This is a genomic window from Salinicola sp. LHM, assembly GCF_034479735.1.
In the GTDB taxonomy this organism is placed as follows: domain Bacteria; phylum Pseudomonadota; class Gammaproteobacteria; order Pseudomonadales; family Halomonadaceae; genus Salinicola; species Salinicola salarius.
The window spans coordinates 4014084-4028661 of sequence record NZ_CP140261.1 but is presented as its reverse complement, the minus strand read 5'-3'; the positions used below and the strand labels follow the sequence as shown (position 1 = coordinate 4028661).

The window sequence follows — 14578 nt, the reverse complement described above, 5'->3', positions numbered from 1 at the left end:
CAGGTGGCGAAATCGGGCTGGCCGAGCGTAGCGGCCTCGGTCGGGCGATAGTGTAGCGCCGTGCGCGGCTCGCTTCACGCGTGGCGATTCCGCATCGTAGGGAGCGGAATTAGCACCACCGTCTTCAAAATGACGCTTCAGGGCAAACATTGGAGCGGGCCTTGGCAGGTAAATCCTGAGCACGTATCGAAGACTCCGCTAACTGTCGCTTTCAGGCCATAGCTTGCTCCAATCGCTGCTTACGCCGCTCCCAGTCCGGCATGATCTTATCTAGGAGCTCATAGAATGCCGGGCCATGATGAGGCTCGGCCATGTGGCAGAGTTCGTGGGTAATCACATAGTCGATGGAATCGACCGGGGCCTGAACCAGGCGGCGATTGAGCAGCAGGCGACCGGCAGGAGACATGGAGCCCCAACGCTGCTGTGTCTGGCGCACAATGAGCCCCTGCGGCCGGAATGCCTGAGGCGCCGGAAAGCGGGCGAGGCAATGTTCGAGCCGCTCCGGGAACTTGAGGTGCGCCCGATCCCGGTACCAGGCCTCGACCAGTTCGCGTGTCGTCTCGGGGCTGTAGGGGCGAGGGGTCTGTACGACGATGAACCCTCGGATCAGCGTCACACGCTTTTGCGTATGCGGGATCACTTTCAGGCGATACTGTCGTCCGAGGTAGAGGTGCGTCTCACCGGCGAGATACTGCCGCTCGGGTGTCCGCGGCAGGAACTGTGAGAAATAGCGCTGTTGCCGCATCACCCAGGCGGCTCGCTTGCGCAGCCTGGCTTCGATGGCCTCCAGCGGTGTCTCAAGGGGGGCTGCGACCGTCACCGAGGCATCCGGCTCTACAGCGATTTCGAGCGTCTTTCTGGGCCGCCGGACGATCTCGTAGTGAATGTTCTGTGCTCCGTAGCGCAGGCAGTGCCGTTCCCGAGTCATGCGGTGAATCTGGCGCGGGCGAGGTTCATGATCTTCTGCTCCAGGTCGTCCAGCACCTCGACCGGCAGATCGACGCCCTTCTGGTCGCGGATGACATCGAAGAAGTAGTCGTCGATGGCGTTGCGTAGATCGTTCTGCGCCATCTCGTTCGACCACAGGTCGACGATCAGATGTGACTTGATGATCTCGATGATGTCCAAGGAGATGATGGCCGCTTCGTCGCCCGCCACCGTCGCCTCGTCCCGGGTCTGGAGTTGGCCGTCGAGAATACCGAAGAACGCCTGCCCATCCTCATCGCCTTTGAGGCGCTCCGGCACGTGATGGCCGCGCTCCTTGCGCGCTATCTGGCTCGCCAGCTTTACCACGCTCCGCAGGTACTCACGTTCGGAGAGCCGCTGCTCGCGATAGGCGCGGATCGTCTCTTCGAGCAGCTCCGAGAAACGTTTGTAAAAGGTAGGGTCCTCATCCATGTTCTCGGTGATCGCCCGCCGGGTGGCACTGGAAATGCGGTCGGCCTTCGAGGCTTCCGAGACACCGGTTTCCTCGACCACCGCCTTCAGCGCATCGGGATCGTTGATGTTGACCACATCGATGATCGTCTCGGCGGGCATCGCCACGACATGATCGTCGAGTAGCTTCTGGATCTTGGGCTCGAACTCGCGGATATCTACCGTTTCCTGATAGCGGATCTGGACCGAGCGCTTGAGTTCCGAGAACTGCTGCCAGTCGCGCTTTAGGGCGTCCACTTTATTCTGGTCGAAGACGTCGAGCAGCTTGTCCGACGACAGCGCAATATGCAGGCAACGGCTGAAGGCGCTCAGGCGCGCATAGAAGTCCTGGCGGCGCGCTTCGTCGGCGAGATGGCGCTCGAACTGCTCCATGTCGCGCTTGTTGCGCACCGACTTGAACAGATCCCAGAGCTGATCGTGACGCTGAGGCAGCTTGCGGATCTCCTCGCGGACATCGTGCACCGTCCCGGCGAGGTCCGCCGCTTCGTAGCCCTCGAAGGCGTTGTAGGTGGTCAACGCGCTGTCGAGCTCGCCGAGCAGGCCTTCGTAGTCGATGACGAAGCCGAATTGCTTCTCCGTATCGCCCTCCTCGAAGAGTCGGTTCACGCGCGCGATGGCCTGCAGCAGATTGTGCTCCTTGAGCGACTTGCAGATGTAAAGCACGGTGTTGCGCGGCGCATCGAAGCCGGTGAGAAGTTTCGAGACCACAATCAGGATCTCCGGATCGCCGGAACCCTTGAAAGCCTCGACGATTTCGCGGTTGTACGCCTCCTCGGTCTTGTACCGCGCCATCATCTGCGACCAGAAATCCTGCACCATATCCCTCGATTGCTGATCGACCTCTTCGTTGCCCTCGTTCTCATCGGGCGGCGATATGACGATCGCGCTAGAGACGTGGTCTATCTCGTCCAGGACTGCCTTGAAGCGAACGGCCGCAGCCTTCGACGGCGCGACGATCTGCGCCTTGAAGCCGGTTCCCTGCCAGTGCTGGCGATAGTGTTCGGAGATGTCGAACGCCTTGGCGCGGATTGCCTGCTCGGTTTTGTTCAGTGCATCCATGCGCGAGAACTTGCGCTTCAGATCGCGGCGCTGATCCTCGCTCAAACCAACGCTGATCTTGTCGAACCAGCGGTCGATCACCTGCCCCGAGACCTGCTGCTCGACCAGCCTGCCCTCGTAGAGCAGCGGCACCACGGATTCGTCGGCTACCGCTTCGTCGATGCCATAGCGGTGGATCAGCCGACCGAAGGTCTGTAGCGTGTTTTTCTCTTTCTTCAGCAGCGGCGTACCGGTGAAGCCGAGATAGCAGGCGCGGGGCAGCAGCCGACGCATCTTGGCGGCAAACTGGCTATGCCCGCCGTAGCGGCCGGTCTGGGTGCGGTGGCTTTCGTCGACCAGCACGAAGATGTTGGGATCGTCATCCGGCGGCTGATTTTGCTTCAGCGCGGTATCGAACTTGTTGATGATCGTGGTGATCAGTGGCGTCTTGTCGCGCACGAGTTCGAGCAGATGCGCACCGGTCGTCGCCCGTACCGGCTCCAGATCGCAGGACTTGAACGTCCCCTTGATCTGCCGGTCGAGATCGTCACGGTCGGTGACGATGATGATGCGGGGGTTCTCGATGCCGCTTTCCAGCGCCAGGGCACGCCCCAGCATTACCATGGTCAGCGACTTGCCCGAGCCCTGTGTGTGCCAGATCACGCCGCCCTTGCGCGCGCCGCGGGTATCGTGCTGACTGATGGTCTCGATCGCCCGCCGGATGCCGAAGAACTGCTGATGACGCGCGATCTTGCGCACACCGCCATCGAACACGGTGAAGCGACGGACCAGATCGAGCAGCCGCGACGGCCGACACAGCGCGTAGAGCGTTCGATCCTGCTCGGTCACGGCGCGCTCGCCTTCCTCCCGCAGCGCCAGGAAATGATCGCGGGCATCCGCTAGGCGGCCGGCATAGATCGCCTGCGCTTCCGCGATGCTCAGCGGCTGGTTGGCCGCCGCCAGCAGTCGCTCGGCTTCGTCCTCGCTGGCGAGTTCGGCCATCTGCTCCGGCGCCGGTGCAGCCGTGGCGGGGAGCGCGCGCGCCATGACGGAGAGGGCGTCCTCCGCATCATCCTCTTCCCGCCAACCGTGCCAGAACTTCGCCTTGGCACCGACGGTGGCATAACGCGCCTCCACCCGGTTCATGGTCATCAGCAGCTGCGCAAAGTGGAAGAGCTGGGGAATGCCATCTTCGCGCTGGTAGCCGATCAGCTGGCTATCGGCCTTCTTTAGATCTTCGGTGGGCCGCTTGTTCTCGATCACCACGAACGGAATGCCGTTGACGAACGCGACGATATCGCAGCGCCGGGTCTGGCGAGACGCCGTCCGCTCCACCGCGAATTCGGCGGTGACGTGGAAAACGTTGTTCTCGGGTGTCTCCCAGTCGATATAGCGAAACGAGTGGCTCTTGGAGTCGCCGTCGATGGATTTGGTGATCGTGGTGCCGAGCACCAGGGTGTCGTAGATCTCCTGATTGGTGCCGCGCAGCCCCTTCAGCCGGTCCGGCGTGGGCTTGAGCCGCCGCAGTGCCTCATGGGCATCCTGCAGGTCGAAGGGGTACTCTCGCCCACGATGGGTGAAGCGGTTGAGGCGCATCGACTGCTCGATCAGGATATCGTCCAGCACCACGTTCTTGAGCCGCCCGCCGCGCAGGCGCAGCGCCTCCGCCTGCGACAGCGGGGTAAAGCCCAGCGCCACCAGCAGCTGTAGCGCGGGAATCTGGGACTGGTGTTTTTCGGCGGCGTCGAAGGTCATTCGGTGGGCCTATATCCATGATTCCTAGCGATCCGGCCAAGAATTCCCTTGATGATGATATCGATTTGGGAGTTTTGCTCGTAATCCGCCGGCGCGACAAACTCGACACGGCTATCAGAGATCAGCTTGTGTATCTTCTTGAGATCGCGATCCGTTCTATCCGAATCATACACCGCAACAGAATGCCCTCCCTTGTGGGTCAGCATTTTCATCGTCGGAATATCGGTATCGCCGTCACCCAGAAAGATCATGCGGTCAAAGGGGATCGGGCGCTCATCCTCTGGCATGTAGCTATTGATCGACACGTTGTCCCAATGGTTATCGATGCCTTTGTTGATCCGAAATAAATATTGCGTCTTGGTCGTGTAGTTGATGCCGACACCTGGCCAGGCCGCCACATCATCGATGTAAATGAATTTGGAGGCGAAAACCTGGCGAAAAACGTCACGAATGGCGCAGCCTTCGATCATTTCGTGAATACCAGAGGACACAATGTAGTGCTCGAGTGCCAGCCCGCGCTCGGCAGCATGCTCATTGATCCGGTGAAACCACGACTTGTCTGCAAGGCCAGGAAAAAGAGGGGCTTTTTCCCCGTGGCGTCTCAGGTCCTTTGAGGTGATCTGAATACACTGCTCTTTTGCTTTTTCGAGCATTAGGTGCATGTAGACAAGAATTTCGTCGGCATCCTGGGCCCGGGTTCTTTCTTTGACCCTGGACCAGAATTCTTCCTTGGTCATGCCAATATCCGGGATAAAACTCGTCTCTTGAAGATTGCCACGAGCGAGTGTTCCATCGAAGTCATAAATCAGCGCCGTGCGTTTTAGGTCACCCATTTCTAGCATCTCCTCTGGCAAGCTAACTGCTCCGAATTTTCTGCTGTAGGCAATCAACCCTTCGGTGGATATGGGTCCTTGCCATAGGTGCTTCTGCCGCGAATTTTACCTTCGCGGTTTTTCAAAAAAGCCTCACCCTGTTGTTTAGCGGCACTCTCGCGTGAATGTGCCCAAGCATCGGACTGAGTGTCGGTGACTTTACTGGCACGCTGAGCGCCCTCGCGTTTGGATTCCCACTTTCCGTCCGGTCGTTGCTGGGTCCAATAGTTCTTTTCATTCGGCATGTGCGTTCTCCTTGAGGGTTTCGGAGGGCTCTTCAGAGGTGGGAGAGACCCGCCACTCTCCCGTTAGCAGTTTCTGCATCAGTCCGCGTTTCTGTCGAGTCACTGCGTCGATTTCTGCATCGAGAAGTGACAGCTCTTTCCGTGCGCAGGACAGGGTATCGGCGATGTGGTCCTGGGTGGCGCGGTCTGGCAGGCGCAGCGGTGAGGCCAACCAATCATCGGGAGCGATTCGTCGAGCTTTACGCTGGCCCCGGGCCAAGTGAACTTGCCTCGTGTAATAAGCGGGACGGGTTAGATATTCGATCAGCCATGCCTGATTGACACTGGGGTCACAATCGAAGGCGGGGAGATCTAACGTGGATTCACAGCCGTCGAGCTCAGGACCAATAAGGGCAAAAGCTCCGTTCAAAAAGTCCAGCTTACTCCAGATAATCTGCCCCGCCTTGCGACGATAGTAACGCGTGTTTGCGCTCCCGCTACGGGAGCTATTTTTCTCCAGTGTGCCTTTTCCATACAGACGGACCGAGATTTTCCGTGCCGTTGCTCCGTTGCTGCCGGGAATACGGCTTTCCGTGAGAAAGTCACCGAAACAGGCGGGCCGACCTTGGCGGCTGGCGCGTGCCATTAGGGAGTCTCGGAGTCCAAGGATGCGGCTCTCATAAGCGGTGCGCAGCCTATCGAGCTTCTCGATCGCCTCGTTCCAAGTCCGCATTATCTCGGCAATCTTGCGTTGTTCCCGAAGCTGAGGGAGTGGTATTTGATAGTCAGCTAGCTCAGAAGTATTGATGTGTAGCATTGAGGAGCCAACATGTAATCCTCTAAGTCTAGCCTGCCCAAGAGCGCTGTTCAGGTACTCTACGACGTAGTCTGGGTCAACTAAATCTCGATCAATATCTACGATTATTAGGGCGTGGCAGTTCGCTGCGCCAAACCCATCCGGTACACGTGCAGCTGTGCCAATATGTCCAGATTGAACGATGAGAATATCACCTGCTTTGAGGCAAGACTTCGGGTTCGACCTGTGAAAATCAGCTGTGACGTAGCTTCTTTTCGTAAGATCGATTCTCGATGGTCTAATATTGAAGCCTTGCAAGTATGATATGCCCGGCTCATCAAGCTGGTGTGGTAACGAAGAACCAACAAAACCATTGGTTACCTTATGGGAGACCGAGCCGATCGGATGTACTTCCCAATCACCAGGTAGCGGCCCAGGGTTTAAAGGCGTAAGCGGAACGGAGCGATTTTTGAGTGGATGAAGCTTTGCTTTAGGCGTGATCTCTATGGCTCTTTTAGTTTCCATCTCCACGCCCCCTCTTCCCCGACTTCGCAACATCAGCAATACGCTTCAGCTCCTCAATATCACCTGCTTCATCCGCCGCCTGCTGCTGGGCGGCCTTGCGCTTGGCATCGAACGCCTCGTAGCGCTCATGCGCGATACGCTTGGCGGCTTCCGCCGAGATGGAGCCCGCGCCCTCCAGCTTCGGCAGTTCGTTCGCAGTCAGGAAGGTGTCGAGCACGCGCTCCCACTCTGCCAGTCGCATGGTTTGCCGTCGCGTCGCGCGCAGTTCGGCGGTGTTGAGGAAGGTCTCGACGATCAGGTTGAGTTCCTTGATCTCGGCCTCGGCCAGGTAGTTCTTGGCCGTGGCGACATCGGCCTTGCGCAGCGGTCGCCCCTTATCGGCGTTTTTCCACGTCGTCAGGCCCATATTGGGCTGCTCGGGGTTGGCGCGGGCGCGAATCAGCTCTCCGGCGGTATGGCTGGTCACGGCGTTGAGCATCTTGTTCTGGATCGTGGCGTAAAAGGTGGGTACGGCCGAGGAGCTGGGGTCGTAATCCTCGCTGAGCGCCAGGATATCGCGCACTTTTTGATAGAAGCGCGCTTCCGAGGCGCGAATATCGCGGATGCGCTCGAGCAGCTCGTCGAAGTAGTCCCAGGCGGGCTCCTTCAGGCGTTCGTCGTGCATGACGAAGCCCTTGACGAGGTACGCCTTCAGGACCGCCGTGGCCCAGCGGCGGAACTGCACCCCGCGAGGGCTGCGCACGCGGTAACCCACCGCCAGAATCAGCTCGAGATTGTAGTGCTTGAGCGAGCGGCGCACCTGGCGCCCGCCCTCGCTGCGAACTTGTAAGAATTCCTTACAAGTTGCCGCCTCGGTCAGCTCTTCATCGTCGTAGATCGCGCGCACGAGCTGAGTGATGGCCTGCGGGCTGGAAGCGAACAGCTCCGCCATCTGGCCCTGGGTCAGCCATACGGTGCCCTCCACGGCCCGCAGCTGAATCTCGGCCTGACCGTCCTCGGTGGTGTAGAGGATGATTTCGCCTTCAGACATCGACACCGAGCTCCTTCAAATAGCCGGCCATCTTTGCGCGAACCTCGGCCAGCTCACCTTCGATGCGTTCGATGTCGCGCTGTACGGCTGCCACGTCGATCTCTTCCTCCGGCTCGAAGGTATCCACGTAGCGGGGAATATTGAGGTTGTAGCCGTTCTCGGCAAGCTCTTCGGGGCTGGCGCGATGGGAGTAGCGCTCGATCTCGGCGCGGGTGCGATAGGTCTCCAGCACCTTGCCGATATGAACGTCATCCATCACGTTCTGGGTCTTGCTCGGCGTGAACGCCTTGCTCGCGTCGATGAACAGCACGTCGCGGCGTGACTCGTTGGCGCCGCCTTCCTCCCGCGAGCGGTCGAAGATCAGGATGGCGACCGGAATCCCCGTGGTGGTGAACAGGTTGGAAGGCAAGCCGACGACGGTATCTAGCAGATTCTCTTCGATCAACTGCTGGCGGATGCGCCCCTCGGCACCGGCGCGGAACAGTACCCCGTGGGGCACGATGACCGCGACGCGGCCGGATTGACGCTTGGCGATCTCGATCATGTGGGTGATAAAGGCGTAATCGCCCTTCGATTTGGGCGGCACGCCGCGCCAGAAACGCGCGAACGGATCGGCACCGGCGTTCTCTGCACCCCATTTATCCAGCGAAAACGGCGGATTGGCCAGCACCACGTCGAAGCGCATGAGGTGGTCGCTCTCTACCAGCGCTGGGCTGTTGAGGGTGTCACACCACTCGATGCGCGCGGCATCCTTTGCGTGCAGGAACATGTTCATGCGCGCCAGTGCCCAGGTGGCGCCGTTGACCTCCTGCCCGTAGAGGGCGAAGTTTTCAGAGCCGACTTCCTGGGAAGCCTGGATCAGCAGCGAGCCGGAGCCGCAGGCGGGGTCGCAGATGGTGCTTCCCGGCTGGGGCGCGGCCAGTTTGGCCAGCAGGCGCGAGACCGCCGTGGGTGTGTAGAACTCGCCGGCCTTCTTGCCGGCATCCGAGGCGAAGCGCGAGATGAGATAGATGTAGCATTCGCCGATGATGTCCTCGGTCACCCGCGAGGGTCGCAGATCGAGTGCGGGTTTGGCGAAATCCTCGAGCAGGTTCTTGAGCCGGCGGTTGCGGTCCTTGGGGCGGCCGAGGTTGGCTTCCGAATTGAAGTCGATATTGCGAAAGACACCTTCCAGCTTGCTGCGGTTCGCATCTTCGATCTTCTCGAGCGCGATGTTGATCAACTCGCCGATGTTGGGTTCGTTTCGCTGAGTGTGAAGGTCGTAGAAACTGGCTCCTTCGGGGAGGATAAATCGTTCACGCTCCAAACGTCGGCGAATACGAGCTTGGTCGTCACCGTATCGTTCACGGTAGGTTTTGAGATGATCGTTCCAGAGGTCTGAAATGTACTTCAGGAACAACATAACCAAGATGTAATCCTTGTACTGACCCGCATCGACGGCACCTCTGAAGGTGTCGCAGGCTGCCCAGGCTGTCTGGTTAATCTGCTGTTGCGTAACTTGGTCAGTCATTGGGCAATTTCCTTCTGATCAGCAGCCATTGCGGCTTCGCTGAGAATGATGCTTGCAAGCTGTTCCTTGCGAGTGGCGATCTCTCGGAGCAGGCGACCCTCTTGCTGCGCCAAGGCACTCAGTTCGACGATACGTTTTTGCGTGCTCAGGTCGGGAACGGCGATATCAAGATTTTCAAGGACTCTCATCGGGATCATCCTGAGGCTTGTCCCCTGAGCCTCCGCACCGAGCCTTCGCTGCGCGCCAGGCTGGTTGATGGCCCAAGCCAGGTATTCCGGAAGAACAAAATTCGGGTCTGGACGCATTATTAAAAGCGGCACAATAACAGCGACAGGCTCTGCAAGGGCATTCCCAACGGCAGCCGCTGTATTCGGTTCCCCACGAGAGCGAAACACCACTTCGCCTCCTCGAACGAAGTAGTGATCGGACAGCTTGCCAAGATCGTACCGTTGGAAGTTGGGGCCTGGTGTTGCGCCGTCCACAGCGACGTCTCGCAGCTGTAAGGCAGGAACCCCACCTTTCGATACTGGCTCGAGCTTACCGCGCGCTGTATAGCCTGAGTGGATATTGCAAAGCCCAGCGAGTCTCATGCTTAGATCTCTGTAGGTCGATATACAGATTCTCAGTCATGACGCTGTTTGGGTCAAGCACAAATGCAGTTTTAGCTCTACAGAGATTTTTATCCGTTGCATTCTATGGAAATGGTTTCAGATGGGAATTGCAAAAGAGCATGGGTATCGCTCGAATCTTCTTAAGCGTTGCGCCGTGCGTCACCGGCTTCACGCGTGGCGGCGATATCGTCCTGGCTGTCGAGTATTTCGTTTATCGGTCGGGCCGACCGCCTACGGGCGGCCGTCTCCTGCAGCGTCGTCGATACCGTTAACCTGGCTTAAGATCCGGTAGCGGGATTTGAATGAATCCGCCCAGGCTTCCTATGCTTTGGGAGCGCCGTGGCAATCCATTGGAGGATTCGCCGCGGCGAGAAGAGACGGCACCATTCAGCCGTCATCGTTCATTCGATTCCATTCAGGAGGGAGCCGGAATGTCAGAATCGCATTTTCCCCCGCAGCATCAAGCGCAGCAGCCGGGCGACGAGCATGACATGCAGCCCGAGCCGGAGTTCATTCGCGACGACTATCGCGGCACCGACAAGCTCAAGGGCAAGGTGGCACTGATTACCGGCGGCGACAGCGGTATCGGCCGCGCCGTGGCGGTGCACTATGCCCGTGAAGGGGCCGATTGCGCCGTGGTCTATCTCGATGAGGATCGCGATGCGGAAGACACCAAGGCGCTGGTCGAAGCCGAAGGTCAGCGCTGCCTGCTGCTCAAGGGCGACGTGGCCGACTCCGCGTTCTGTCGTGAAGCGGTCGAGCGCACGTGTCAGGAGCTGGGCGGTCTCAATATCCTCGTCAATAATGCCGCCGAGCAGCACGACTGGGACGATGTCACCGAGATCACCGACGAACAGCTGCAGCGCACCTTCGCCACCAATATCTTCAGCCACTTCTATTTCGTGCGCGAAGCCCTGCCGCACATGAGCGCCGGTGACACGATCATCGCGACGTCATCGGTCAATGCCTTCAAGGGTAACGTGACGCTGATCGACTACTCAGCCACCAAAGGGGCAATCCAGGGGCTGGTACGCTCGCTGGCGCAGTCGCTGGTGGATCGCGAGATCCGCGTCAATGCGGTGGCGCCGGGTCCGGTCTGGACGCCATTGATTCCGGCCAGCTTCGACGACGAGAAGGTCGAAAGCTTTGGCGGGCAGGTGCCGATGCAGCGCGCTGGCCAGCCCAGCGAGATGGGCCCGGCCTACGTCTATCTGGCGAGCCAGGAATCTTCCTACATGACTGGCCAGACGATTCATCTGAATGGCGGGGTAATCCTGAATACCTGAGGATTCCAGAGGAAAAGTGCCTGCGCTCGACGACGTTTCGGGCCAAGCACCTACGCCGGCGGTTCGGTCGGCGTCTTGCCGCCGATCTTGGCGGTGATCTCGCGGGCCGTTTCCGCAACTAGCGCGGCAAGCTCGGGCAGGCGGGAGTCGTCGATCCGGGCCACCGGGCCGGAGACGGAGATAGCGGCCAGCGGCAGGCCGCTTTCGTCGTGGAGCGTGGCGGCAACGCAGTTGAGACCGATGGCATGCTCCTCGCGATCGACGGCGTAGCCCTGGCGGCGAATCTCGACCAGCTGCTCGCGCAGCCTGTCGACATCGGTCAGCGTGTTGGGCGTTTCCCCTTCCAGCGTGCGTCCGGCCACGATCTGCTCGAACTCCTGCGGCGGCATCCACGCCAATAGCGCCTTGCCGACGCCGGAAGCGTGAAGTGGCGCCCGCGAGCCGAGCCGGGTGATCATCCGCATCATCTGTTTGGATTCGCTCTGAGCGAGATAGACCACCATGCCGTCGTCGCGGATGCCGAGATTGGCCGTTTCCCCGGTGGTGGCGGTTAGACGGCGCAGAAACGGGCGCGCGGTGGCGACGAAATCCCGCGCTTCGAGAAAGCTGTTGCCGATGCGGAAGGTCTTGACGTCGATCTTCCACAGGCCGCTTTCGACATCCTGGGTGATGAAGCCCTGCTGGAACAGCGCCTGCAACAGGCGGTGCGTGGTCGAGGGCGCCAGATCGACGTCTTCGGCGATATCGGAAAGTGCCAGCCCGTCCGGGGCTGCGGCCAGCCCTTCCAGAATGGTCAGACCCCGTACCAGCGACTGGCTGTGTCCGCCGCTGCTCTTGGCGTTGCCGGCCGGCCGGCCGACGGCGCGGCGTTTGTGCTCCGCCGCGCCGTGTCGCTGCTGTTCGGTCGCTGTCGCCCGATTCTGCTTCTGGTCAGTCGCCCGATTCCGCTCCTGGTCAGTCGCCCGATTCCGCTCTTTGTCCGTCACCCGTCGCCGCTCTCGTGTTCGTCCGTGGTCAGGCGCTCAGGATAACCGCTCGCTCCCCCAGTGTCTGCGCGCTAGCGGCTACGACTTTCGGTCGTTCGCTGCTCCAGACGCAGCAGCGCGATCCGGTGGATCTGCTCGATGGCGGTGCGACGCTCCTCTTCCGGGGTGTGGTTCAGGCGTGTCTCGAACGCCGCGAGGATGGCGTGGCGGTCGAGCCCGCGAACGGCGATCACGAACGGGAATTCGAAGCGCTCGCGGTAGGCCTGGTTGAGCTTCTCGAAGCGGGCGAACTCTGCCGGCGTGCACTGGTCCAGGCCAGCGCCGGCCTGCTCCGAGCGGGAGTCGTCGGTCAGCTCGCCGGCCACCGCCGCCTTGCCGGCCAGATCGGGATGGGCGCGGATCAGCGCGAGCTGGGCCTCCGGCGATGCGGCGTCTACCTGCTGGCGCAGCCGCTCGGCCAGCCCGGCGGGGGTGTCCTGCGCCTCGCCGAGGCCGGTGTCCCAGCTCTGCGCCGCGATCCACGGCGAGTGTTCGTAGATCTCGCCATAACTGGCGATGAAGGCGTCGCGATCGAGCTGGCTGGGGCGCGGGGAGAGAAGCATTGTGGTCATGAGGACTCCGGTTGACCTTTGTATACAAACGCACTTGAATGAGGCTAACGCTTTCCGCGCCCGGCAATCCACTGTTTTCGCGCCCGCCGCGCATGCCACCCTATCGAGGTCTTCATGAGCGAAACTCCCCACGGCTATCTGACCACTCACGTGCTGGACACGGCGCTGGGCCGCCCCGCCAGCGACCTGCGCATCGAGCTCTATCGGCTGGAGGGCGACACGCGCCTGCGTCTGGCCGATGTGAAGACCAACGCCGACGGCCGTTGCGACGCGCCGCTGCTCGAAGGCAACGACTTCACCGCAGGCGTCTACGAACTGCTGTTTCACGCCGGTGACTATTTACGGGCCGGCCACACATCCGGCTTACGCGCCAGCCAGGCTGCCGAGAGGCATTTTCTCGATCGGATTCCACTGCAGTTCACGGTCGATGCACCGAACGAGCATTATCACGTGCCGCTGTTGCTGTCGCCGTATAGTTACTCGACCTACCGGGGCAGCTGATGACAACGACACTGATCCGCAACGCCGAGCTGATCGCGACGTTCGACGATGCCGAGCGCGAGATTCCCAACGCCAGCCTGCGCCTGGAGGACGACCGCATCGTCGCCGTCGGTCCTGCCGACGAATTGGACGGCCCCGCGGATATCGTCATCGATGCGCGCGGGCACATCCTGCTGCCGGGGTTGGTGAACACCCACCATCACTTCTACCAGACGCTGACCCGCAACCTGCCGGCGGGACAGAACGCCGAGCTGTTCGACTGGCTGGTGACCCACTACCCGATCTGGGCACGGCTCGATCCGGAGTCACTGTTCGCGGCCAGCCAGGTCGCCGCCGCCGAGCTTTTGCTCTCCGGCTGCGCCACGGCGGCGGACCACACCTACCTGTGGCCCAACGGCGCGCGGATCGACGACCAGATCGCCGCGGTCTCCGAACTCGGCCTGCGCTTCCACGCCTCGCGCGGCTCGATGTCGGTGGGCGAGTCCCAGGGCGGCCTGCCGCCGGACAGCGTGGTCGAGTCCGAGCGGGAGATCCTCGACGACACCCAGCGCGCGATCGAGCGCTATCACGACGCCTCGGAGCGGGCGATGACCCGCATCGTGGTCGCGCCCTGTTCGCCATTCTCGGTCTCGCCCGAGCTGATGCGCGACAGCGCCGAGCTTGCCCGACAACATGGCGTACACCTGCACACCCATCTGGCCGAGACCCGCGACGAGGAAGCCTACTGCCGTGAGCGCTTCGGCTGTACGCCGGTGGAGTACGCCGAGCGCCTCGGCTGGGTCGGCGACGATGTCTGGTTCGCCCACATGGTGCATCCGCATGCGGACGAGATTACGCGTCTCGGCCGGCACGGCTGTGGTGCCGCCCACTGTCCGAGTTCCAACATGCGCCTGGGCTCCGGCATTGCGCCGCTGATGAAGATGCACCGCGCCGGCATGCGGATCGGGATCGGCGTCGACGGCAGCGCCTCCAACGATGGCTCGCACCTGCTGGCGGAAGCGCGCCAGGCAATGCTGCTGGGACGTCTCGAGGGCGATCCGGGCGAGATCACCGCGCGCCGCATGCTGTGGTTCGCCACCCGCGGTGGGGCGGCGGTACTCGGGCGTGACGACATCGGTCAGCTCGCGGTGGGCAAGGCCGCCGATATCATCGGCTTCCGCCTCGATACACTGGCACTGGCCGGCGGCGCGCTGCACGATCCGCTGGCATCGCTGGTGTTCTGCCAGCCGCCCACGGTGGACCTGTCGATCGTCGGCGGCGTTCGTCGGGTCGAGGATGGACGGCTGCTGGGGATCGATCTCGAGACCCTGGTGGCACGACACAATGCCAGCGCGCGGCGGCTCGTCGCCTAGGCGCTGGTATCTCGCCGGGCGCCCGATACAATCGAAGCTTCCGA

General features: G+C 61.2%; 13 protein-coding genes. 3 read left to right on the top strand and 10 right to left on the bottom strand.

Going from position 1 to position 14578, the window contains the following annotated elements; genetic code table 11:
* Positions 1 to 211: 211 nt before the first annotated feature.
* The 8 genes from R5R73_RS18330 to R5R73_RS18295 are packed head-to-tail and all read right to left on the bottom strand — an operon-like array spanning position 212 to position 9777.
* Positions 212 to 928 carry a SprT family zinc-dependent metalloprotease gene (locus R5R73_RS18330; RefSeq protein ID WP_322528284.1) on the bottom strand — a complete coding sequence of 239 codons (717 nt, stop codon included), beginning with the start codon at positions 926 to 928 and terminating at the stop codon, positions 212 to 214.
* Positions 925 to 4230, bottom strand: a complete 3306-nt coding sequence (locus R5R73_RS18325) for an HsdR family type I site-specific deoxyribonuclease (protein ID WP_322528283.1) — start codon at positions 4228 to 4230, stop codon at positions 925 to 927. The genes R5R73_RS18330 and R5R73_RS18325 overlap by 4 nt, the downstream gene beginning before the upstream one ends.
* On the bottom strand, positions 4227 to 5063 hold the full coding sequence (locus R5R73_RS18320) for an HAD family hydrolase (RefSeq protein ID WP_322528282.1): 837 nt from the start codon (positions 5061 to 5063) through the stop codon (positions 4227 to 4229). Before R5R73_RS18320 ends, R5R73_RS18325 begins: the two co-directional genes overlap by 4 nt.
* A gap of 53 nt (positions 5064 to 5116) precedes the next feature.
* Positions 5117 to 5347 (bottom strand): DUF2188 domain-containing protein, encoded by a 231-nt coding sequence (locus R5R73_RS18315; RefSeq protein WP_322528281.1) that lies wholly within the window; start codon positions 5345 to 5347, stop codon positions 5117 to 5119.
* Positions 5337 to 6647, bottom strand: a complete 1311-nt coding sequence (locus R5R73_RS18310; RefSeq protein ID WP_322529622.1) for a restriction endonuclease subunit S — start codon at positions 6645 to 6647, stop codon at positions 5337 to 5339. Before R5R73_RS18310 ends, R5R73_RS18315 begins: the two co-directional genes overlap by 11 nt.
* Complete coding sequence (locus R5R73_RS18305) at positions 6637 to 7677, bottom strand: virulence RhuM family protein (RefSeq protein ID WP_322528280.1); 1041 nt, start codon at positions 7675 to 7677, stop codon at positions 6637 to 6639. Before R5R73_RS18305 ends, R5R73_RS18310 begins: the two co-directional genes overlap by 11 nt.
* Positions 7670 to 9187 carry a type I restriction-modification system subunit M gene (locus R5R73_RS18300; protein WP_322528279.1) on the bottom strand — a complete coding sequence of 506 codons (1518 nt, stop codon included), beginning with the start codon at positions 9185 to 9187 and terminating at the stop codon, positions 7670 to 7672. The genes R5R73_RS18305 and R5R73_RS18300 overlap by 8 nt, the downstream gene beginning before the upstream one ends.
* Positions 9184 to 9777 carry a hypothetical protein gene (locus R5R73_RS18295; RefSeq protein WP_322528278.1) on the bottom strand — a complete coding sequence of 198 codons (594 nt, stop codon included), beginning with the start codon at positions 9775 to 9777 and terminating at the stop codon, positions 9184 to 9186. The genes R5R73_RS18300 and R5R73_RS18295 overlap by 4 nt, the downstream gene beginning before the upstream one ends.
* Before the next feature lie 452 nt (positions 9778 to 10229).
* On the opposite strand from R5R73_RS18295, the gene R5R73_RS18290 reads away from it, so the two are divergent.
* Positions 10230 to 11084: an SDR family oxidoreductase gene (locus R5R73_RS18290; protein WP_322528277.1), complete on the top strand. Its 855-nt coding sequence runs from the start codon at positions 10230 to 10232 to the stop codon at positions 11082 to 11084.
* A gap of 50 nt (positions 11085 to 11134) precedes the next feature.
* On the opposite strand, the gene R5R73_RS18285 is transcribed toward R5R73_RS18290, so the two are convergent.
* Positions 11135 to 12070, bottom strand: coding sequence for an IclR family transcriptional regulator (locus tag R5R73_RS18285; protein ID WP_322528276.1), 936 nt, complete (start codon positions 12068 to 12070; stop codon positions 11135 to 11137).
* A gap of 71 nt (positions 12071 to 12141) precedes the next feature.
* Positions 12142 to 12681, bottom strand: coding sequence for a 2-oxo-4-hydroxy-4-carboxy-5-ureidoimidazoline decarboxylase (gene uraD, locus R5R73_RS18280; protein ID WP_322528275.1), 540 nt, complete (start codon positions 12679 to 12681; stop codon positions 12142 to 12144).
* A 114-nt stretch (positions 12682 to 12795) separates the two neighbouring features.
* Between uraD and uraH the strand changes: the two genes are divergently transcribed.
* Positions 12796 to 13182, top strand: coding sequence for a hydroxyisourate hydrolase (uraH, locus tag R5R73_RS18275; protein WP_322528274.1), 387 nt, complete (start codon positions 12796 to 12798; stop codon positions 13180 to 13182).
* Positions 13182 to 14534, top strand: a complete 1353-nt coding sequence (locus R5R73_RS18270) for an 8-oxoguanine deaminase (protein WP_322528273.1) — start codon at positions 13182 to 13184, stop codon at positions 14532 to 14534. Before uraH ends, R5R73_RS18270 begins: the two co-directional genes overlap by 1 nt.
* The last annotated feature ends 44 nt before the right edge of the window (positions 14535 to 14578 follow it).